Here is a 21801-nt window from a genome sequence, read left to right on the forward strand (position 1 = left end):
ACACAAGGAGAGAACCCAAAGTGGCCGAGCTGTTCTACGACGCCGACGCCGACCTGTCCATCATCCAGGGCCGCAAGGTCGCGGTCATCGGTTACGGCAGCCAGGGCCACGCCCACGCCCTGTCGCTCCGTGACTCGGGTGTCGACGTCCGTGTCGGTCTGCACGAGGGCTCCACGTCCAAGGCCAAGGCCGAGGAGCAGGGCCTGCGCGTGGTGACCCCGTCCGAGGCCGCCGCCGAGGCCGACGTCATCATGATCCTCGTCCCGGACCCGATCCAGGCCCAGGTCTACGAGGAGCACATCAAGGACAACCTGAAGGACGGCGACGCCCTGTTCTTCGGTCACGGTCTGAACATCCGCTACGGCTTCATCAAGCCGCCGGCCGGCGTGGACGTCTGCATGGTCGCCCCCAAGGGCCCGGGCCACCTGGTGCGCCGCCAGTACGAGGAGGGCCGCGGCGTCCCCTGCATCGCGGCCGTCGAGCAGGACGCCACGGGCAACGCCTTCGCGCTGGCCCTGTCGTACGCCAAGGGCATCGGCGGCACCCGCGCCGGCGTCATCAAGACCACCTTCACCGAGGAGACCGAGACCGACCTCTTCGGTGAGCAGGCCGTCCTGTGCGGTGGCACCGCGGCGCTGGTCAAGGCGGGCTTCGAGACGCTGACCGAGGCGGGCTACCAGCCGGAGATCGCCTACTTCGAGTGCCTGCACGAGCTGAAGCTGATCGTCGACCTCATGTACGAGGGCGGCCTGGAGAAGATGCGCTGGTCGATCTCCGAGACCGCCGAGTGGGGCGACTACGTCACCGGCCCGCGGATCATCACCGACGCCACCAAGGCCGAGATGAAGAAGGTCCTCGCCGAGATCCAGGACGGTTCCTTCGCCCAGCAGTGGATGGACGAGTACCACGGCGGTCTGAAGAAGTACAACGAGTACAAGAAGCAGGACTCCGAGCACCTCCTGGAGACCACCGGCAAGGAGCTGCGCAAGCTCATGAGCTGGGTCAACGAAGACGCGTGAGCCGAGCCCTCCGCGACGGCGCCGGGCCCGGGCCGGCCCCGGCCCGCCGGGGCCGTCGCGGAGGCTCTGCCCCGTATCTCCAATGCCACAGGGGCTGGATTCTTCGTTGGCGGGCCTGCCCGGCCACTTCCGGATGATCCTTCCGCAGTGACGCAGGACGGCGCCCCGGCGCCACTACACTGCTGAGACATACGCGTCAGGCCCACAGCGTCGTGCGTCTTCCACGCGGCTAAGCGACACCGAGGAATGCAGGCCACCCCGGCGCCGCTCCCCTCCACCGCATGCGGCCGTCGGGACGGCCGTCCTCCCTCGTGGCGCCACCCGTGCACGGGTGGCGGCACCCATGGACATGTGAGGACTCACGTGAGCTCGAAACCCGTCGTACTCATCGCCGAAGAACTGTCGCCCGCGACCGTGGACGCGCTCGGCCCGGACTTCGAGATCCGCCACTGCAACGGCGCGGACCGGGCGGAACTCCTGCCCGCCATCGCCGACGTGGACGCGATCCTGATCCGCTCCGCCACCAAGGTCGACGCCGAGGCCATCGCCGCCGCGAAGAAGCTCAGGGTCGTCGCGCGGGCCGGGGTCGGCCTGGACAACGTCGACGTCTCCGCCGCCACCAAGGCGGGCGTGATGGTGGTCAACGCCCCCACCTCGAACATCGTGACCGCCGCGGAACTCGCCTGCGGTCTGATCGTCGCCACCGCGCGCAACATCCCGCAGGCCAACGCCGCGCTGAAGAACCACGAGTGGAAGCGCAGCAAGTACACGGGCGTCGAGCTCGCCGAGAAGACCCTCGGCGTCGTGGGCCTGGGGCGGATCGGCGCCCTCGTCGCGCAGCGCATGTCCGCCTTCGGCATGAAGATCGTCGCCTACGACCCCTATGTGCAGCCCGCGCGGGCCGCGCAGATGGGTGTGAAGGTGCTGTCGCTGGACGAGCTGCTCGAGGTCTCCGACTTCATCACCGTCCACCTGCCCAAGACCCCCGAGACGCTCGGCCTGATCGGCGAGGAGGCGCTGCGCAAGGTCAAGCCGAGCGTGCGCGTCATCAACGCCGCGCGCGGCGGCATCGTCGACGAGGAGGCGCTGTACTCGGCGCTCAAGGAGGGCCGCGTCGCCGGCGCCGGTCTCGACGTGTACGCCAAGGAGCCGTGCACCGACTCCCCGCTGTTCGAGTTCGACCAGGTCGTCTGCACCCCGCACCTCGGTGCCTCCACCGACGAGGCCCAGGAGAAGGCCGGCATCGCCGTCGCCCGCTCGGTGCGCCTCGCGCTCGCCGGTGAGCTGGTCCCGGACGCGGTGAACGTGCAGGGCGGGGTCATCGCCGAGGACGTCAAGCCGGGCCTGCCGCTCGCCGAGCGCCTCGGCCGGATCTTCACCGCACTCGCCGGCGAGGTCGCGGTCCGTCTCGACGTCGAGGTGTACGGCGAGATCACCCAGCACGACGTGAAGGTGCTGGAGCTCTCCGCGCTCAAGGGCGTCTTCGAGGACGTCGTCGACGAGACGGTCTCCTACGTGAACGCGCCCCTGTTCGCCCAGGAGCGGGGCGTCGAGGTGCGGCTGACCACCAGCTCCGAGTCGGCCGACCACCGCAACGTGGTCACCGTGCGCGGCACCCTCGCCGACGGCGAGGAGATCGCGGTCTCCGGCACGCTGGCCGGTCACAAGAACGTCCAGAAGATCGTCGCGGTCGGCGACTACGACGTGGACCTCGCACTCGCCGACCACATGCTCGTCCTGCGCTACGAGGACCGTCCGGGTGTCGTCGGCACCGTGGGCCGCATCCTGGGCGAGGCGGGCATCAACATCGCCGGCATGCAGGTCGCCCGCGCGACGGTCGGCGGCGAGGCGCTCGCCGTGCTGACGGTCGACGACACGGTCTCCACCGCGGTGCTGGGTGAGGTCTCGGCGGAGATCGGGGCGACGTCGGCCCGATCGGTGAACCTGGTCTGATACCGCTGTTCCCGGGAGCCCCGCTCCCGGGTCCCCGTCCGGACCGGAAGGCGCCGGGCGGCCGAGAACCGTCTCGGCCGCCCGGCGCCTTTCCCATCCTCCCCGCCGGCCGGGCGGTCAGGGCCGCCCCGGCGCGGCTCCCGGTGATCGCAGGCGGTGCGCCTTCAGCGCCATGTGCAGCAGGAGCCGGTCCTCGCCGTCGTCCAGGTCGAGGCCGGTGAGCTGCTCGATGCGGGACAGACGGTAATACAGGGTCTGACGGTGGACGCCCAGCTCGCCGGCCGTGCGGCCGGCCTGGCCCGCGCAGTCGAGATAGGTCTCGGCGGTGCGGGCGAGTTCCCGGTGCGCCGGGGCGAGCAGCGGGCCGACGACGGGGTCGTGGGCGGCCCGTGCGGGCAGTGCGGTCAGGAGCCGGTAGGGGCCGATCGAGGTCCACCGGGCCGCCGGGCCGAACCGGGGCTCGGCCAGGGCGGCGCGGGCCGCCGCCGACGCCTCGCTCCAGGCGACGTCGAGTTCGGCGAGGCCGGCGCGGGGCGCGGCGATCCCGGCGGCCACGGCGGGAGCGGAACGGCCGCCTCGGCCCTCCCGCGCGCCGGCCGCCCCCTCCCGGTGCCCGGCACCGCTCCCGTGCGCCCGTTCCAGGAGCCGGGAGGCGGCCGTGGTCGCCGGGGTCAGCACGTCGGACGCGCGGAGTCGCAGGAGGAGCGCCAGCGACACCTCCGCGGCGCCCCACGGCAGGGTGCACAGCGCCGTCGCGCCCGGCACCGTACGGACCGACGGGGCGTCGTCGGGGTCGGCGGAAGGCCACGGGGCCACACAGACCATGACGTGCGGGCCCTCGGCGCGGCCGCCGAGGGCGGTACGGAGCTCGGCGACCGCCATGTCGCGCCGCCAGTCGCGTTCCGCGCCGAGGACGGCCCGCAGCTCGCGGGTCAGGTCCGCGCCGTGCTGCGCCTCGTCGGCGAGCAGCGCCCCGATCCGGGCCGCCACACCCATGGCCGCGCTCAGCTGCCCCTCGGAGGGCCCCGGGTCGTAGTCCAGCAGCCAGACGTAACCGAGGACGACACCCCGATGGCGTACCGGAAGGCAGATGCGTCCGCGGTGCACCCCCGCCTCCGGGGTGCGCGGGATGCGCACCGGACCGGTCGCGCGGGTGATGCCGAAACCCTCGAACCAGGTGCGGACGGCGGCCGTCGACCGGCGGGTCAGGATCGAGCGGGTGCGCACCGGGTCCAGCGCGGACGGATCGAGATCGCCCTCGCTGTCGTACGCCCCGAACGCGATCAGCTCGAAGTCGCGGTTCTCCAGGGTCGCCGGAGCGCCCAGCAGCTCCGAGATCTCGTCCACCAGCTCCTGGTAGTCGCCCCTGTGTTCCGACGTCACCCCCGCATTGTCCCGCAGAACCACGCGGCCTTCATACAACTGTCTGAGATCGGCGGTACGGATGCGTGACAGCTGTCGATGGCCCACGCTCGAAGGGATCCCTAGGTTTCACGGTGGTTCTCCGTGCCGTACCCGAAACGTCGGGCGACGGCCGTTTCGCAGCTTGTGGAGGTGCCCCGTGCTGGGTCCCGTGATTCTCGCCGCGTCGCGCAGCGACCGGATGCGACGCCTGGTCTCGGCGGCCCCGGTGACCAAGCAGGTCGTCGACCGCTTCATCCCCGGCGAGACCGTCGACGAGGTCCTGCCGATCGTCCGGGAACTCACCGGCAGCGGGCTGGAACTGACCATGGACGTCGTCGGCGAGGACATCACCACTCCCGAGCAGGCCGCCGCCGCACGCGACGCGTACCTGGAGCTGATCGACCGGCTGGGGCCGCTGGGGCTCGGCACCCGCGCCGAGATGTCGGTGAAGCTGTCGATGTTCGGCCAGGCGCTCCCCGGCGGCCACGAACTGGCGCTCGCCAACGTCCGCCCGGTGGTCGAGGCCGCCGCCGCGATCGGCACCACCGTCACCCTCGACGCCGAGGACCACACCACCCTCGACTCGATGTTCGCCATCCACGAGGAGCTGCGGAAGGACTTCCCGCAGACCGGCTGCGTCATCCAGGCCTACCTCTTCCGCACCGAGGCCGACGCGCGCCGGCTCGCCGCCGACGGCAGTCGCGTACGGTTGGTGAAGGGCGCCTACAAGGAGCCCGCCGAGGTCGCCCACCAGCAGAAGCACGAGATCGACAAGGCGTACGTGCGCATCCTGCGGACACTGATGGAGGGCGAGGGCTACCCGATGATCGGGTCCCACGACCCGCGCCTGATCTCCATCACCCAGGAACTCGCCCGCACCGCCGGGCGCAAGCCCGACGAGTACGAGTTCCAGATGCTCTACGGCATCCGCGGCGACGAGCACCTGCGGCTGGCCGCCGAGGGTCACCGCATGCGCGTCTACACGGCCTACGGCACCGACTGGTACGGCTACTTCATGCGCCGTCTGGCGGAGAAGCCGGCGAACCTGCGCTTCTTCCTGCGCTCGATGGTCAGCAAGGGCTGAGCCCGGGCACCACCGCTCACCCCTCACCGCTCAAGTCAAGGAGAGTACGGAACCCATGGACGCTGTGACCCAGGTCCCCACCCCCGTCAACGAGCCGGTGCACGGCTACGCCCCCGGCTCGCCCGAGCGGGCCCGGCTGGAGACCAAGCTCAAGGAGCTGGCCGACAACCCGGTCGACCTGCCCTGCACCATCGGCGGCGAGAAGCGGATGGGCGGCGGCGAGCGCTTCGACGTCGTGCAGCCGCACAACCACAAGGCACGCCTGGGCACCTACGCCAACGCCACCCGGCAGGACGCCCAGGACGCGATCGACGCCGCCCTGGCCGCCGCCCCCGGCTGGCGCGCGATGTCCTTCGACGACCGCGCGGCGATCATCCTGCGCGCCGCCGAACTGCTCTCGGGCCCCTGGCGCGAGACCATCGCCGCCTCCACCATGCTGGGCCAGTCCAAGACCGCCCAGCAGGCCGAGATCGACAGCCCCTGCGAGCTGATCGACTTCTGGCGTTTCAATGTCCACTACGCGCGCGGCATCCTGGCCGAGCAGCCCCCGGCCAACTCGCCGGGCGTGTGGAACCGCATGGACCACCGCCCGCTGGAGGGCTTCGTCTACGCGATCACGCCGTTCAACTTCAGCGCGATCGCCGCCAACCTGCCCACCGCGCCCGCGCTGATGGGCAACGTCGTGGTCTGGAAGCCGTCCCCGACCCAGACCCACGCCGCCGTGCTGCTGATGGAACTGCTGGAGGAGGCCGGACTGCCCAAGGGCGTCATCAACCTCGTCACCGGTGACGGCATCGAGGTCTCCGAGGTCGCGCTCGAGCACCGGGACCTGGCGGGCATCCACTTCACGGGCTCGACCAAGACCTTCCAGCACCTGTGGAAGACGGTCGGCAACAACATCGAGAAGTACCGCACCTACCCGCGGCTGGTCGGTGAGACCGGCGGCAAGGACTTCGTCGTCGCCCATCCCTCGGCCGACCGCGCGATCCTCAAGACGGCGCTGACCCGCGGTGCCTTCGAGTACCAGGGCCAGAAGTGCTCGGCGACCTCCCGCGCGTACATCCCGGCGTCCATCTGGAACTCCGGGTTCAAGGAGGAGTTCGCCGCCGAGGTCGACGGCATCAAGATGGGTGACGTCACCGACCTGTCCAACTTCATCGGCGCCGTCATCGACGAGCGGTCCTTCGCGAAGAACAAGGCCGCGATCGACCGGGCCAAGGAGGACCCGTCCTGCACGATCGTCGCGGGCGGCAGCTACGACGACTCCGTCGGCTACTTCGTCCGTCCGACCGTCGTCGAGTGCGACGACCCGGACAACGAGGTCTTCCGCACCGAGTACTTCGGTCCGTTCCTCGCCGTGCACGTCTACGACGACAGCGCGGCCGACGCCTACGACGAGATGCTGACCCAGATGGAGGCGGTGTCCGACTACGCGCTGACCGGCTCGGTCATCGCGAACGACCGTGCGGCCGCCGCGTACACGATGGAGAAGCTGCGCTACGCGGCCGGCAACTTCTACATCAACGACAAGTCGACCGGTGCCGTCGTCGGCCAGCAGCCCTTCGGCGGCGGTCGCGCCTCCGGCACCAACGACAAGGCCGGCGCCCCGCAGAACCTGATGCGCTGGACCCTGACCCGTGCCATCAAGGAGACGCTGGTCCCGCCGACCGACTACACGTACCCGCACATGGGCTGACGCCCCCCCGGCAGCGGGACCTTCCACCCGCTGCCGCCGCCCACCGCCGGACGGGCCAGGTCGCACGACCTGGCCCGTCCGGCGTTTTCGCAGGTCGCGGCGGTGTGACGCGATCCACCGTCTCAGATAGTAGGAAGTCCGAGTAACTGTGCAGACAGATGCCCCGCGCGCCCTTACTTTTGTAGGAGCCGAACGTCTCGCTCGATCGAGCGAACGGCGGTCGTGAGCCGGGCCCCCGTGCAGGCAATCCCTGCGGCCCCCGCTCCCCGCCCCTCCGGTGACGCGTTCCCCCCACTGCATTCCCGTGGTTCCCGTGGTTTCTGTGGTTCCCGATTCCCGCGGTTCCCGCCGTTCCCGTCGCACCATGCCTGTCGAAGGAGTCGATCCCCATGCCCGAGACCGCTGTCCGCCGCCGCGTCCGCCACGCCTCCCGTACCAGCGAGTCCGACCGCAAGAACGCCGCGGCCGCCCTCCAGCGCGCCCTCGACCGCCGGGACAACGGCGGCTCGACCGGCCACTGAGCCGCTCCGGGCGGTGCCGGCCGAGGGGTTCCCCCACGCGGGTGTCCGCATCCCGGACGGCTCGTGTCAGAGCATGGGACGAGGAGTAGGGTGCCCGCATGTCTCGCAGCATCAATCTCGCAGTGATCCCCGGTGACGGCATCGGCCAGGAGGTCGTGACCGAAGGTCTCAAGGTCCTCTCCGCCGTCCTTCCGCAGGATGTGAAGCTGGAGACCAAGGAGTTCGACTTCGGCGCCCGGCGCTACCACGCCACCGGTGAGACCCTCACCGACGCCGACCTCGACGCGCTGAAGCGGTACGACGCCATCCTGCTCGGGGCCATCGGCGATCCGAGCGTCCCCTCCGGGGTCCTGGAGCGCGGCTTCCTGCTCAAGCTCCGCTTCGCCTTCGACCACCACGTCAACCTGCGGCCGTCGAAGCTCCTGCCCGGTGTGTCCACACCGCTCGCGGGGCAGCCGGAGATCGACTTCGTCGTGGTCCGGGAGGGCACCGAGGGCCCCTACACCGGCAACGGCGGCACCATCCGCAAGGGCACCGAGCACGAGGTCGCCACCGAGGTCTCCGTCAACACGGCCTACGGTGTCGAGCGCGTCGTGCGTGACGCCTTCGCCCGCGCCCAGGCCCGCCCGCGCAAGAAGCTCACGCTGGTCCACAAGAACAACGTGCTGACCTTCGCCGGCCACCTGTGGACGAATGTCTTCCACAAGGTGGCCGCGGAGTTCCCCGAGGTCACCACCGACTACATCCACGTCGACGCCGCGACGATCTACCTGGTCACCGACCCGGCCCGGTTCGACGTCATCGTCACCGACAACCTCTTCGGCGACATCATCACCGACCTCGCCGCGGCCGTCTCCGGCGGCATCGGCGTCGCCGCGAGCGGGAACATCAACCCGTCCGGAGAGTTCCCGTCGATGTTCGAGCCGGTGCACGGTTCGGCCCCGGACATCGCCGGTCAGGGCAAGGCGGACCCGAGCGCCACGGTCCTCTCCGTCGCCCTCCTGCTGCGCCACCTCGGCCACGATGCCGAGGCGACCCGCATCGAGGAGGCCGTCTCCGCCGACCTCGCGGAGCGCGGCGGGCTGCCCGCGCGCAGCACCTCCGAGATCGGCGACGCGCTCGCCGTACGCGTAGCCGGCTGACCGGACGCGCACACTCGACACCACTCGAAGCCGCCGGTCGCAACCGCCCGGCGGCTTCCCCATGTCCCCGCCGGGTGCCACCATCGACCACCACCGGGCCGCGTTCACCCCGTGTTCCCTCCTCCGCCGCCCCCGGGCGATAATCGAACGCGGAGCCGCGGAATGAGGGAATGCTCGGACGTCCTACCACTGGCCACCGGCCGTACGGGCGTGAGCGCGGCCCGTCACTACAACCGGTGAAGGACACCCAACTCATGACGACGCCCACGATCGAGCTCAAGCCCTCCGCCCACCCCCTCTCGGACGCCGAGCGGGAGGCGATCCTGGCCGACCCGGGGTTCGGCCGCCACTTCACCGACCACATGGTGACGATCAAGTGGACCGAGGGCCGCGGCTGGCACGACGGACAGCTCGTCCCCTACGCGCCGATCCCCCTCGACCCGGCGACCCACGTCCTGCACTACGCGCAGGAGATCTTCGAGGGTCTGAAGGCCTACCGCAGGCCCGACGGGTCCGTCGCCACCTTCCGCCCGGAGAAGAACGCCGAACGTTTCCAGCGCTCCGCCCGCCGCCTCGCGATGCCCGAACTGCCGGTCGAGACGTTCATCGAGGCGTGCGACGCGCTGGTCGGGCAGGACAAGGCATGGGTGCCGGCGCACGGTGGTGAGGAATCCCTCTACCTGCGCCCCTTCATGATCGCCACCGAGGTCGGGCTGGGCGTCAAGCCCGCCAACGAGTACCTGTTCCTGGTGATCGCCTCCCCGGCCGGCGCCTACTTCCCCGGCGGCGTGAAGCCGGTCTCCATCTGGGTCTCCGAGGACCGCGTCCGCGCCGTCCCCGGCGGCATGGGCGACGCGAAGACCGGCGGCAACTACGCCGCCTCGCTGCTCGCCCAGGCCGAGGCCGCGGCCAAGGGCTGCGACCAGGTCTGCTACCTCGACGCCGTGGAGCACACCTGGGTCGAGGAGCTCGGCGGCATGAACCTGTACTTCGTGTACGGCGACAAGATCGTCACACCGGCCCTCACCGGCTCCATCCTGGAGGGCGTCACCCGTGACTCCCTGCTGAGCGTCGCCCGCGACCTCGGCTACGAGGCCGTCGAGGAGCGGGTCTCGGTCGACCAGTGGCAGCGCGACTCCGAGAACGGCACCCTCACCGAGGTGTTCGCCTGCGGCACCGCGGCCGTCATCACGCCCGTCGGCACCGTCAAGCGGGCCGGCGGCGAGTGGCGGCAGAGCGGCGGCGAGCCCGGCGAGGTCACCCTGCGCCTGCGGCAGGCCCTGCTCGACATCCAGCGCGGCACGGCCGAGGACAAGCAGGGCTGGATGCACCCCCTGGGCTGACTCCCGTCCGCCCCGCCGGGGCCGCCCGGACCCCACCGTCCGCGGCGGCCCGTCCGGGCGACGCGGGGTGGGCACCCAGCGCCCGCATCCTGAGACGGACGGTGATCGCGGGGCCGGTCTGTGCCACACTGCCCCCGTGCTCTCGTTCGCCACGATTATTGGCAGCAGGCGCGCCGGTCCGCAGTGACCGTCCGTACGACAACGTACGGGCGGACATCGTCGTCCTCGACCCGCGCGCAGACCTCTCGCACCCGCGAGGGGTTTTTCTGTTTCCTGGCCCACCAGAAGCCGGGGAACCGGCGCGAGGGACCATGGGGGGACGGTGGAACCGGTCATTCCGGTAGACCGAGATCCAACATCAGGAGCCTTGAGACCATGACCGCAACCAGCGAGCCCGACGACTCGTTCCACGTCTTCGACACCACCCTGCGCGACGGCGCCCAGCGCGAGGGCATCAACCTCACGGTCGCCGACAAGCTGGCCATCGCGCGGCACCTGGACGACTTCGGTGTGGGCTTCATCGAGGGCGGCTGGCCGGGCGCGAACCCGAGGGACACCGAGTTCTTCGCCCGTGCCCAGCAGGAGATCGAGTTCCGGAACGCCCAGTTGGTCGCCTTCGGCGCCACCCGCCGCGCCGGCACCACCGCCGCCGAGGACCCGCAGGTCCGGGCGCTGCTCGCCTCCGGCGCGCAGGTGATCACACTGGTCGCCAAGTCCCACGACCGCCATGTCGAGCTCGCCCTGCGCACCACCCTGGACGAGAACCTGGAGATGGTCCGCGACACCGTCGCCTTCCTCAGGGCCGAGGGCCGCCGGGTGTTCGTCGACTGCGAGCACTTCTTCGACGGCTACCGAGCCAACCCCGAGTACGCCAAGTCGGTCGTCCGCACGGCCTCGCAGGCCGGCGCCGACGTCGTCGTGCTGTGTGACACCAACGGCGGCATGCTTCCCGCCCAGATCCAGGCCGTGGTCTCGACGGTGCTCGCCGACACCGGCGCCCGGCTCGGCATCCACGCCCAGGACGACACCGGGTGCGCGGTCGCCAACACCCTCGCCGCGGTCGACGCGGGCGCCACCCACGTCCAGTGCACGGCCAACGGCTACGGCGAGCGGGTCGGCAACTCCAACCTGTTCCCGGTGGTGGCGGCGCTGGAGCTCAAGTACGGCAAGAAGGTCCTGCCCGAGGGACGGCTCCGGGAGATGACGCGCATCTCGCACGCCATCGCCGAGGTCGTCAACCTCACCCCCTCCACCCACCAGCCCTACGTGGGCGTCTCCGCCTTCGCCCACAAGGCCGGCCTGCACGCCTCCGCCATCAAGGTCGACCCGGACCTGTACCAGCACATCGACCCCGAGCGGGTCGGCAACACCATGCGGATGCTGGTGTCCGACATGGCCGGGCGCGCCTCCATCGAGCTCAAGGGCAAGGAACTCGGCGTCGACCTGGGAGACGACCGCGAACTGGTCGGCCGGGTCGTGGAGCGGGTGAAGGAACGCGAGCTCAAGGGCTACACCTACGAGGCCGCCGACGCCAGCTTCGAACTGCTGCTGCGCGCGGAGGCCGAGGGCCGGCAGCTGAAGTACTTCGAGGTCGAGTCCTGGCGCGCGATCGTCGAGGACCGCCCCGACGGCACCCACGCCAACGAGGCCACGGTGAAACTGTGGGCCAAGGGCGAGCGCATCGTCGCCACGGCGGAGGGCAACGGCCCGGTCAACGCCCTGGACCGGGCCCTGCGCGTCGCCCTGGAGCGGATCTACCCGCAGCTCGCCAAGCTGGAACTGGTCGACTACAAGGTCCGCATCCTCGAGGGCAAGCACGGCACGCACTCCACCACCCGGGTCCTGATCTCCACGTCCGACGGCGCGGGGGAGTGGTCGACCCTGGGGGTCGGGGACAACGTCATCGCCGCGTCCTGGCAGGCACTGGAGGACGCGTACACCTACGGCCTGCTGCGGGCCGGGGTCGACCCGGCGGCCTGAGCGGCGGGCCCGGCAGGGACCCCGCGCCGTCGCGGAGGAACCCCTGCCGGGCCCGATGCCCGTTTCCACCCCGGTTCGGGTAGCTTCGAACATATGAAGGACGCGCTGACGCGTACCCTCGTACGCCTGCTGATCGTGCCCGTGGCCGCCGCGCTGGCGGTCCTGCTGGCCGGGGCGCCGGGCGCGCACGCGGCCACCGACCTCTCGACCGTGGCCCAGGCCCTGCGCGAGAGCCCCGTCTACGTCGATCCCGAGGCGAGGGGCATCCTGTCCGAGTCGGACGCCGAGGCCCTCGCGAACAAGATCGAGGACGCGGACAAACCCGTCCTGGTGGCGGTCCTCCCGGCCGGCTACCCCACCGAGAACCTCTTCCGGAACCTGCGTACCGAGACCGGCATCACCGGTCTGTACGGCATCCGGCTCGGCGACGAGTTCGACGCGCGTGCCGACAGCAGCGTGCTGAGCCGCCAGGGCGTGCAGAACCTGGTCACGGCCACGCAGGACGCGGGCGACGCCAAGGCCCAGCTGAACGACTTCGTCGACGACGCGCTGCGCAACACCGGCGGGTCGGCGCCGAGTTCCTGGAGCGGCGGGGCCGACGGGGTCTCCGTCGGCGGGCTGATCACCGCCGGCGCCCTGCTGGCCGCCGGCGGCGCGGGCGTGTACGCGGTGTCCCGGCGCAACCGGCGCCGGACCATGGAACACGCTGAGGAGCAGCGGGCCGCGCTGGAGAAGCTGCGGGTGGTGGTCGACGAGGACATCACCGCCTTCGGCGAGGAACTCGACCGGCTCGACTTCCACCCCGGGGAGCCCGGTGCCGACGACGCCATGCGCGCCGACTACGGGCGCGCGCTGGACTCCTACGAGCAGTCCAAGCACCTGATGGACGCGGCCGGCAGGCCGGAGGACGTCCGCGCGGTCACCCAGGCCGTGGAGGACGGCCGCTTCGCGCTGGCTCGGCTCGACGCCCGCCGGGCGGGCCGGCCGCTGCCGGAGCGCAGGCCGCCCTGCTTCTTCGACCCGCGCCACGGCCCCTCGGTCGCCGACGCCCTCTGGCAGCCCCCCGGCGGCACCGAGCGGGAGGTCCCGGTCTGCGCGGCGGACCGGGCCCGCCTGGCCGACGGCCACGAGCCGGTCGTCCGCGAGGTCGACACCGACCTGGGCCGCCGCCCCTACTGGGAGGCGGGCCCGGCCTACGGCCCCTGGGCGGGCGGCTACTTCGGCGGCGGCCTGCTGCCCGGTCTGCTGGTCGGCACGGTGCTCGGCGGCATGATGGCGGGCCCCTCCTACGCGGCCGACTACGGCTCCGGCTACGGAGACTTCGGCGGCTACACGGGCGGAGACGTCTCCGGCGCCGACTTCGACAGCGGGGACTTCGGCGGCGGCTTCGGCGGAGGGGACTTCGGGGGCGGCGGCTTCGGCGGCGGGGACTTCGGCGGAGGGTTCTGAACGCCGGACCGGGGGAGGGAACCGGAGCGGGTTCGCGCCCGTGCCCGCCCCGGGGTCAGGTCCGTCCGGACACGCCGAGCGCCCGCCCTCCCGTACGGGGTGGCGGGGGGCGGGCGCGCTCAGGGGGTGGCTGCGGTCGGGGCCGCGCCGTCGGCGGATCAGGCGTTGCGGATCGCCGAGATGTCGAAGTTCAGCTTGATCTTGTCGGAGACCAGGACGCCGCCCGTCTCCAGCGCCGCGTTCCAGGTCAGGCCCCACTCGGAGCGCAGGATCTCGGCCTTGCCCTCGAAGCCGATGCGCTGGTTGCCGAACGGGTCGGTGGCGGCGCCGTTGAACTCCAGGTCGATGGTGAGCGGCTTGGTGGTGCCGAGGATCGTCAGGTCACCGGTGATGCGGTAGTCGTCCCCGCCGAGGGCCTCGGCCTTGGTGGAGCGGAACGTCATCTTCGGGAACTCGTCGGTCTTGAAGAAGTCCGAGCTCTTCAGGTGACCGTCACGGTCGGCGTTGCCGGTCTCGATGCTCTCCATCACCACGTCGAGGGTGGCGGTGGAGTTGGACGGGTCGGAGCCGTCCAGGTGCAGGGTGCCGGTGAAGTCCTGGAAGCTGCCCTTGACGTTGGTGACCATCGCGTGCCGGGCGACGAAGCCGAGCGTGGTGTGCGCGGGGTCGATCGTGTAGTCGCCGGTCAGGGCGGCCAGCTCGGGGTTCACGGCGGCCGGGGCGGTCGCGGTGGTGGTCTGGTTGCTCTTGCGGCTGAAGATGCCCATGGTGTGTTCCTCCTGGGGACGGGGACCGGATGATCCCGTTGAATATTCAATCACTTTCAACGAGACCCACTGTAGACACATTCCCTTTAAAGTTCAACATCTTTCGGAGGTGTTCTCGAAGGTGCCGGGAACGGGTCCCCTCCGGCCTCGTCCTTCATGCTCCGTACTCGCATGCCCCGTGTCCGTATGTCCCGTGCCCGTCCGGGCTCCCCGGGCCGCTGCTCTCTGCGGGGCGGGTCGACCCGAACGGGTGAACCCGGGAGAACATCCGGGAACGCCCCATTTTTATGGAAACCCTACAAGCTCCAGGCCCTCCAGGCAGTCGGAACGCCTGCATGTTGCCCCGGTTCTGTTCGGTGGTACCAGGAAAACGCCCCGGAGACTGTGAGGAGTCGACGGCCCGCATTCCCGGGTGGGCTTCGTAAGGTCACTACATGACCGTTTTGGATGAGGCGTCGGGTGAGCCGGCCGACGCGCGCGGACGCGTGGCCGAACTGCACGAGATTCGCGCACAGGCCCTGGCCGGCCCGAGCGAGAAGGCCACCCAGGCGCAGCACGCCAAGGGCAAGCTGACCGCGCGGGAGCGCATCGAACTGCTGCTTGACCCGGGCTCCTTCCGCGAGGTCGAGCAGCTGCGTCGGCACCGGGCGACCGGCTTCGGCCTGGAGACCAAGAAGCCGTACTCCGACGGTGTGATCACCGGCTGGGGCACGGTGGAGGACCGTACGGTCTTCGTCTACGCCCATGACTTCCGGATCTTCGGCGGTGCGCTGGGCGAGGCCCATGCCACCAAGATCCACAAGATCATGGACATGGCCATCGCGGCGGGTGCGCCACTGGTCTCCCTCAACGACGGCGCGGGCGCCCGTATCCAGGAGGGCGTCTCGGCGCTCGCCGGCTACGGAGGCATCTTCCAGCGCAACACCAAGGCGTCCGGTGTCATCCCGCAGATCAGCGTGATGCTCGGCCCGTGTGCGGGCGGCGCCGCCTACAGCCCCGCCCTGACGGACTTCGTGTTCATGGTCCGCGAGACCTCGCAGATGTTCATCACCGGCCCGGACGTGGTCAAGGCCGTCACCGGCGAGGAGATCACCCAGAACGGCCTGGGCGGCGCGGACGTGCACGCCGAGACCAGCGGTGTCAGCCACTTCGCCTACGACGACGAGGAGACGTGCATCGCCGAGGTGCGCTACCTCCTCTCGCTGCTCCCGCAGAACAACCGGGAGAACCCCCCACGGGTCGAGAGCACCGACCCCGCGGAGCGCCGCGGCGAGACCCTGCTGGACCTGGTCCCGGCCGACGGCAACCGCCCCTACGACATGGCCAAGGTCATCGAGGAGATCGTCGACGACGGCGAGTACCTCGAGGTCCACGAGCGCTGGGCGCGCAACATCATCTGCGCGCTGGCCCGGATGGACGGCCAGGTCGTCGGCATCGTCGCCAACCAGCCCCAGACGCTGGCGGGCGTGCTCGACATCGAGGCGTCCGAGAAGGCCGCCCGCTTCGTGCAGATGTGCGACGCCTTCAACATCCCGATCCTCACCTTCCTGGACGTCCCCGGCTTCCTCCCGGGCGTCGACCAGGAGCACGGCGGCATCATCCGCCACGGCGCGAAGCTGCTGTACGCGTACTGCAACGCCACCGTGCCGCGCATCTCGCTGATCCTGCGCAAGGCGTACGGCGGCGCGTACATCGTCATGGACAGCCAGTCCATCGGCGCCGACCTCACCTACGCCTGGCCCACCAACGAGATCGCCGTGATGGGCGCGGAGGGCGCGGCCAACGTCATCTTCCGCCGCCAGATCGCCGAGGCCGAGGACCCGGACGCCATGCGGGCGCGCATGGTCAAGGAGTACAAGTCCGAGCTGATGCACCCCTACTACGCGGCCGAACGCGGTCTGGTCGACGACGTCATCGACCCCGCCGAGACCCGCGAGGTGCTGATCCGGTCCCTGGCGATGCTCCAGAACAAGCACGCCGACCTGCCCTCCCGTAAGCACGGCAACCCGCCGCAGTAACCCGGCGGACCCATCGCGGCAACCCCGCGGACCTCTCTCCCAGGGAGACTGACACCCATGAGCACACCTGACATCCGTGTCGAGAAGGGCCACGCGGAGCCCGAGGAAGTCGCCGCCATCACGGCGATCCTCCTGGCCCGTGCGGCCACCCGCCCCGCCTCCGACGCCCGGACCCACCGGGGCCGCGCCAAGGCCGGCTGGCGCCGCCTCGAACGCGAGCCGGGTTTCCGCGCCCCGCACAGCTGGCGCTGACCTCACACGCGAAGGGGCCCCTCCTTGTCCTTGTGACAAGGAGGGGCCCCTTCGCGTGGCACCGCCGGGGCGACCACCCGCGCCCCGGCACACAACAGCCCCCGGCAGCCCGACGGCCGCAGGGGGCAGTGCGCAACCGGCGCGGAGGACTACCGCAGCCGTGCCATCAGCGCGTGCTCGACCAGGGTGATCAGCGCGCTCTTGGCGTCCGAGCGGTGCCGGGCGTCGGTGGTGATGATCGGGGCGTCGGGCCCGATCTGCAGCGCCTCCCGCACCTCGTCCGGGTTGTACGGCTGCTGGCCGTCGAAGCCGTTCAGCGCGATGACGAACGGCAGGCCGCTGTTCTCGAAGTAGTCGACCGCGGGGAAGCAGTCGGCGAGCCTCCGCGTGTCGACCAGGACGATGGCGCCGATGGCGCCGCGGACCAGGTCGTCCCACATGAACCAGAAGCGGTCCTGGCCGGGCGTACCGAAGAGGTACAGGATCAGGTCCTGGTCCAGGGTGATACGGCCGAAGTCCATGGCCACCGTGGTGGTGGTCTTGTCCCCGGTGTGGGTCAGGTCGTCGATACCCGCCGAGGCGGACGTCATGACGGCCTCGGTGCGCAGGGGATTGATCTCCGAGACAGCGCCGACGAACGTGGTCTTGCCCACGCCGAAACCGCCCGCCACCACGATCTTCGCGGAAGTGGTGGAGCGGGAAGGACCGCCGCTAGAGCTTGCGAAGTCCACTGAGCACCCTTTCGAGCAGTGTCACGTCTGGCTGGCCGCCGGCGCTCTCGTCGCCGCCGGGCTGATGGATGGCGACCAGTCCTGCCTCCGCCAAGTCGGCGACGAGAATCCTGGCCACACCGAGAGGGATGGTCAGCAGGGCCGAGATCTCGGCCACCGACTTGATCTCCCGGCAGAGGTGGCAGATCCGCTGATGCTCGGGCAACTGACCCTGCATCTGGTGCGGCTGCGCGGTGGTGTGCACCAGCGCCTCGATGGCGAGCTGGTACCGCGGCCTGGTGCGGCCGCCCGTCATCGCGTACGGGCGCACCAGGGGATTGTTCGACGCCCCGGCGGGCGTCGGTTCGGGGGCACGGCGCTGCGGCTGCACGGGCTGGGTGCGCGGCTGCTCGTACGGCGAAGGGCCGGGGCCCTGCGGCGGGTACGGCTGCCGGTGGTCCGGTGGGGAGGAGTAGCCGTACCGGTTCTGGGAACCGTCGTGACCCTGTGCGGGGTCGTACGACCAGTTGCCCGAAGACGATCCGTCCGGTGGTGTTACCACTTTCTCCTCCTCCGACTGTGCCTGGCACCCATCGTGTGGTAGCCGCGCCCCGAAACCTTATGGCCACGGGACGCCGAACCGCACCGTCCCTTCGTCAGTTGAGCAGGCTTCCCTGGAGCTCCGCACGAAGGTCCGGAGTCAGGACCGTACCGGCTCGGTCGACCAGAAGGGCCATCTCGTACCCGATCAGACCGATGTCCGCATCGGGATGTGCGAGAACCGCGAGGGAGGAACCGTCGGAAATGGACATGATGAACAGGAATCCCCGCTCCATCTCCACAACCGTCTGGTTCACGCTGCCGCCCTCGAAGATCCGGGAGGCGCCTGCCGTCAGCGACGTCAGCCCGGAGGCCACGGCCGCGAGCTGGTCCGCTCGGTCGCGGGGGAATCCTTCGGACATCGCCAGAAGGAGGCCGTCGGCGGAGACCACCACCGTGTGGGACACCCCCGGGGTGTTGTCCACGAAGTTGGTGATCAACCAGTTCAGGTTCTGTGCCGCCTGGCTCATCGGGCTCACACTAACGCTCCTGGTTGTAGGTGCTGTCAGGACCACTGCGGTGATTCCCAGTGGCCTGGCCGTTCGTTTCACTGCCTGCGTCGCGGCCTCGCTGGACGCCGCGCCGCAGGTTGCTCAGCCTGCCCCGGATGTCCTCCGGGGCGCGGGAGACCTGGGGGCCTCCCTGTGGGGTGGTCTCGGCGGCGCCCTCGACCAGGTTGGCCTTGGGGACCCGCCGCGGCAGACCGGATGAGGTCACCCCGCCCGCCTTGGGCTTCCGCAGCGAGGAAGCCTGCTGCCAGCGCTCGTCGTTCGCCGAACGCCAGTTGTCGCCCTCGCCCTGCGGAGCCGGAGCCGGTGCCGCAGCGGAAGCCGGTGCCGGGACCGTCGGCTCCTGGTTCGCCCGCCGTGCTCCGCCGGTGCCGCTCGCGGTGGACCCGCGGCGCGGAAGTCCGGCGTCGGTGAGCTCGTGGGGGGCGGAGGGGGTCGGTCCCGGACGGTTGAAGCCTACGCTGTCCTGCGCGCCCGCGTCAGCGGCCGGAGCGGGCTCCGGTGCCGGGGCGGCCGCGGGGTACTGCGCCGGGTAGCCGTTCCGGTAGCCGTCCTGCTGCGGCCAGTCGTCCTGGGCCGGCTGGGCGTAGGAGGGGTCCGGGTAGCCGCCGTTCGACGAGAAGCCGTCTTCCTGCGGCAGCCCGCCGTTCGGCTGGTAGTACGACTCGTCGTACGCCGGCTGCTGCTGTCCCTCGTACGCGGACTGCTGCCCGTCGCCGTACGCCTGCTGGTCGTATCCGGCGGGCTGCGGCTGGTCCGGGTAACCGGCCGGAGTGCCGTCGAAGTTCTGGCCGTCGCCGCCGTAGCCCTGACCGTCGCCGTAGCCCTGCGGGGCGGCGAACTCGTCGGCGCCGGGCTGCTGTTCCGGTCCGGGCAGCGCGGGCTGCGGGCTCTGCGGGTCCAGGGCCGCCCGCCGCTCCTCGCGCATCCGGGAACGGCCGACCGGGTCCAGGCCGCGGATGTCGTCCGGGACCTCGTAGCGGCTGTCGTCGAAGCCCAGCTCCGCAGCGGTGCGCATCGGCTGCTGCTGCTGGTTGAAGTCCTCACCCGGGTAGTTCTGCTCCGGGATGATCTGGGAGACGGTGAACTCGTCCGGGCCGGTCTGTGCCTCGCCGCCGCCACCGTGGGTGATCGCGTCCGGCAGCATGACCAGCGAGGTCGTACCGGCCTGCTCGCCCGAGGGGCGCAGCTGGACGCGGATGCCGTGCCGGTCGGACAGCCGGCCGACCACGAACAGGCCCATGCGCTGCGAGATCGCGGCGTCCACGGTCGGCGGGTTGGCCAGCTTGTGGTTGATGTCCGCGAAGTCCTCGGCGGTCAGGCCGATGCCCTTGTCGTGGATCTCGATCATCACGCGGCCGTCGGGGAGACGGGTCGCGGTGACACGGACCTTGGTCTGCGGGGAGGAGAACGTGGTGGCGTTCTCCAGCAGTTCGGCCAGCAGGTGCACGAGGTCGGTCACCGCGCGGCCGTGGATCTCGGCCTCGGGGACACCCGACAGCTCGACACGCTCGTACTGCTCCACCTCGGAGGAGGCGGCGCGGATCACGTCGACCAGCGGCACCGGCTGGTCCCAGCGGCGGCCGGGCTCCTCGCCGGCGAGGACGAGGAGGTTCTCGCCGTTGCGGCGCATACGGGTGGCCAGGTGGTCCAGCTTGAAGAGGTTCTCCAGCTGGTCCGGGTCGGCCTCGTTGTTCTCCAGGCCGGTCAGCAGGGTCAGCTGACCCTCGATCAGCGACTGGTTGCGGCGCGAGAGGTTGGTGAAGATCGCGTTGATGTTGCCCCGCAGCAGTGCCTGCTCGGAGGCGAGCCGCACGGCCTCCCGGTGGACCTGGTCGAAGGCGCGGGCGACTTCGCCGATCTCGTCCGTGGAGGTGATCGGGATCGGGGCGACCCGGGTGTCGACCCGGCCGGGGTCGGTGCGGGAGAGCTGGTCGACCAGCGTGGGCAGCCGCTGCTCGGCGATGCCGAAGGCGGCGTGGCGCAGCTTGCGCATGGAGCGGCTCATCTGGCGGGCCACCATGCCGGCCAGGACGAACGCGGCGAGCAGGGCGATCACGACGGCGCTGCCGGTGACGAAGGCGTCGCGCTGCGCGTCGCCGGCGATGGTGGCGGCCTCGTCCACCGCGGCGTCGGCGAGGTCCGACTCGATCTGGCGGTAGCCGTCGAACTTGAGGGTGTTGACCGCCCACCAGTTCTCGACGGTGATGCCGCGGCCGGCTATCTCGGCGCGGGCGGCCGGGTCGGTGGAGCCGATGCGCGCGACCTCGGAGACCATCGTGCGCGGGTCGGAGGGCGGCGGGACGTAGTCCGGGTCCTGGGCCGCCGCCTCCTTGGCCTGCTCCGCCCCGTCGGCCTTGATCTCCTGCTCGAGCTGGTCCAGCTTGCTCACGTCGGCCGCGGTGCCGCCGCCGATGTACTCCTGGACGGCGATGCCCTCGAGGTAGGCGTAGGAGGAGAGTGCGACGCGCTGGCTGGCGAGCTGGCTGTCGGTGGGGCCGGGCTTCACCAGCAGGTGCGTGCCGATGGACCGCTGCAGCGACACCGCCGCCTTGGTCAGCGAGATCGCGTAGACGGTACGGCCGTAGCTGGTGATGTTGCCGGTGCCCAGACCGAGTTCGTTGGCGAACTGCATCAGAGGGTTGGCCACCTCGACGTAGCCCTCTTCGGTCTCCACGCCCTTGAGCTTGGAGGTGTACGCGGCCTCGCGCAGCGCGGTGAGCTTGGGCTCGGACTCGCGCAGCAGGTCCAGACGGCGCTGCAGGCCCGGCTTGGCCGGCACGTTCTGCGCGGCCGCGTCGAACGCGTCGGCCGCCTCGTCCGTGGCGGCACGGGCCTTGACGACGGCCGGGTCGTCCTGGCCCTTGCCCTGCAGCAGCGGGGCCGCGGTGCTGTCCCGTTCCTGGTAGAGGGCGTTGGCGTAGGTGAGGGAGGCCTGCACCAGACGCGCGGTGTTCTCCGCGTCCTCGGCCTCCTGCCAGGTGTCGATCGAGCCCTTCACCTGGAAGCCGCCCATGACCAGGCCGACCAGCACGGGGACGAGCAGGATCGCGTTCAGCCTGGTCGCCACCCGCCAGTTGCGCGGGGAGAAGCGACCGCCGCTCGGGGTGGGCGGGGCTGTCGGTTCCGCGTCGTGCCCGGGGGTGGGCGCCGCTGTGCGCGGCGGCGGGGTGAAGTTGCCCCGGGCCGATGGCTCGGGACTGCTCGTGCTTCGCCTCACTCGACCAACAACCTCTCGGCGGTCGGCACCAACGTTGTGCCGCAGTGTCTCAGAGCCCGGCATGCCAACGACTACTGAGTGTGTCTTTGACCAATGGGCAGTCCAGGCATTCCAGCATGCCGACCAGTGCTCTT

Annotated in this window: 17 protein-coding genes; 11 read left to right on the forward strand and 6 right to left on the reverse strand. The window is 70.8% G+C overall.

Going from position 1 to position 21801, the window contains the following annotated elements; all coding sequences use genetic code 11:
* Window positions 1-20: 20 nt before the first annotated feature.
* Window positions 21-1019 carry a ketol-acid reductoisomerase gene (ilvC, locus tag ACWEQO_RS12715; RefSeq protein ID WP_361452877.1) on the forward strand — a complete coding sequence of 333 codons (999 nt, stop codon included), beginning with the start codon at window positions 21-23 and terminating at the stop codon, window positions 1017-1019.
* 363 nt (window positions 1020-1382) lie between these two features.
* On the forward strand, window positions 1383-2972 hold the full coding sequence (gene serA / locus ACWEQO_RS12720) for a phosphoglycerate dehydrogenase (RefSeq protein ID WP_361452880.1): 1590 nt from the start codon (window positions 1383-1385) through the stop codon (window positions 2970-2972).
* A 117-nt stretch (window positions 2973-3089) separates the two neighbouring features.
* Here the strand turns inward: serA and ACWEQO_RS12725 are convergent, their stop codons facing one another.
* A complete protein-coding gene (locus ACWEQO_RS12725) occupies window positions 3090-4355 on the reverse strand; it encodes a helix-turn-helix domain-containing protein (protein WP_361452883.1) in 1266 nt (421 codons plus the stop codon).
* Between the two features lie 178 nt (window positions 4356-4533).
* Here ACWEQO_RS12725 and ACWEQO_RS12730 point away from each other — a divergent pair, with 178 nt between their 5' ends.
* The 7 genes from ACWEQO_RS12730 (at window position 4534) to ACWEQO_RS12760 (ending at window position 13591) form a co-directional block, all read left to right on the forward strand.
* Complete coding sequence (locus tag ACWEQO_RS12730; RefSeq protein ID WP_452982058.1) at window positions 4534-5460, forward strand: proline dehydrogenase family protein; 927 nt, start codon at window positions 4534-4536, stop codon at window positions 5458-5460.
* A gap of 55 nt (window positions 5461-5515) precedes the next feature.
* A complete protein-coding gene (gene pruA / locus ACWEQO_RS12735) occupies window positions 5516-7156 on the forward strand; it encodes an L-glutamate gamma-semialdehyde dehydrogenase (RefSeq protein ID WP_361452889.1) in 1641 nt (546 codons plus the stop codon).
* Between the two features lie 389 nt (window positions 7157-7545).
* On the forward strand, window positions 7546-7677 hold the full coding sequence (locus ACWEQO_RS12740) for a hypothetical protein (RefSeq protein ID WP_272932900.1): 132 nt from the start codon (window positions 7546-7548) through the stop codon (window positions 7675-7677).
* Window positions 7678-7775: 98 nt separating this feature from the next.
* Window positions 7776-8819, forward strand: a complete 1044-nt coding sequence (locus ACWEQO_RS12745; RefSeq protein WP_452982063.1) for a 3-isopropylmalate dehydrogenase — start codon at window positions 7776-7778, stop codon at window positions 8817-8819.
* A 254-nt stretch (window positions 8820-9073) separates the two neighbouring features.
* On the forward strand, window positions 9074-10162 hold the full coding sequence (locus tag ACWEQO_RS12750; protein ID WP_361452895.1) for a branched-chain amino acid aminotransferase: 1089 nt from the start codon (window positions 9074-9076) through the stop codon (window positions 10160-10162).
* 375 nt (window positions 10163-10537) lie between these two features.
* Window positions 10538-12142: a citramalate synthase gene (gene cimA / locus ACWEQO_RS12755; RefSeq protein ID WP_452982066.1), complete on the forward strand. Its 1605-nt coding sequence runs from the start codon at window positions 10538-10540 to the stop codon at window positions 12140-12142.
* 93 nt (window positions 12143-12235) lie between these two features.
* The gene (locus ACWEQO_RS12760) at window positions 12236-13591 is read left to right on the forward strand and encodes a hypothetical protein (protein ID WP_452982069.1); all 1356 of its coding nucleotides are present in this window, start codon (window positions 12236-12238) and stop codon (window positions 13589-13591) included.
* 158 nt (window positions 13592-13749) lie between these two features.
* On the opposite strand, the gene ACWEQO_RS12765 is transcribed toward ACWEQO_RS12760, so the two are convergent.
* Entirely contained in the window at window positions 13750-14358 is a 609-nt protein-coding gene (locus ACWEQO_RS12765) for a YceI family protein (protein ID WP_361452904.1), read from the reverse strand.
* 434 nt (window positions 14359-14792) lie between these two features.
* Between ACWEQO_RS12765 and ACWEQO_RS12770 the strand changes: the two genes are divergently transcribed.
* Both ACWEQO_RS12770 and ACWEQO_RS12775 read left to right on the forward strand, forming a co-directional pair.
* Complete coding sequence (locus ACWEQO_RS12770) at window positions 14793-16376, forward strand: acyl-CoA carboxylase subunit beta (protein ID WP_361452907.1); 1584 nt, start codon at window positions 14793-14795, stop codon at window positions 16374-16376.
* Window positions 16377-16433: 57 nt separating this feature from the next.
* Entirely contained in the window at window positions 16434-16628 is a 195-nt protein-coding gene (locus ACWEQO_RS12775; protein WP_452982072.1) for an acyl-CoA carboxylase subunit epsilon, read from the forward strand.
* 149 nt (window positions 16629-16777) lie between these two features.
* Here ACWEQO_RS12775 and ACWEQO_RS12780 read toward each other — a convergent pair whose 3' ends face one another.
* The 4 genes from ACWEQO_RS12780 to ACWEQO_RS12795 form a co-directional block, all read right to left on the reverse strand.
* Window positions 16778-17359, reverse strand: a complete 582-nt coding sequence (locus ACWEQO_RS12780) for a GTP-binding protein (RefSeq protein ID WP_266073984.1) — start codon at window positions 17357-17359, stop codon at window positions 16778-16780.
* Complete coding sequence (locus ACWEQO_RS12785; protein WP_361452913.1) at window positions 17340-17900, reverse strand: DUF742 domain-containing protein; 561 nt, start codon at window positions 17898-17900, stop codon at window positions 17340-17342. Before ACWEQO_RS12785 ends, ACWEQO_RS12780 begins: the two co-directional genes overlap by 20 nt.
* 94 nt (window positions 17901-17994) lie before the next feature.
* Window positions 17995-18408, reverse strand: coding sequence for a roadblock/LC7 domain-containing protein (locus ACWEQO_RS12790; protein WP_055493648.1), 414 nt, complete (start codon window positions 18406-18408; stop codon window positions 17995-17997).
* Window positions 18409-18418: 10 nt separating this feature from the next.
* Window positions 18419-21667, reverse strand: a complete 3249-nt coding sequence (locus ACWEQO_RS12795; RefSeq protein ID WP_452982077.1) for a nitrate- and nitrite sensing domain-containing protein — start codon at window positions 21665-21667, stop codon at window positions 18419-18421.
* Window positions 21668-21801: the final 134 nt, after the last annotated feature.

Source organism: Streptomyces sp. NPDC004051 (assembly GCF_053604275.1).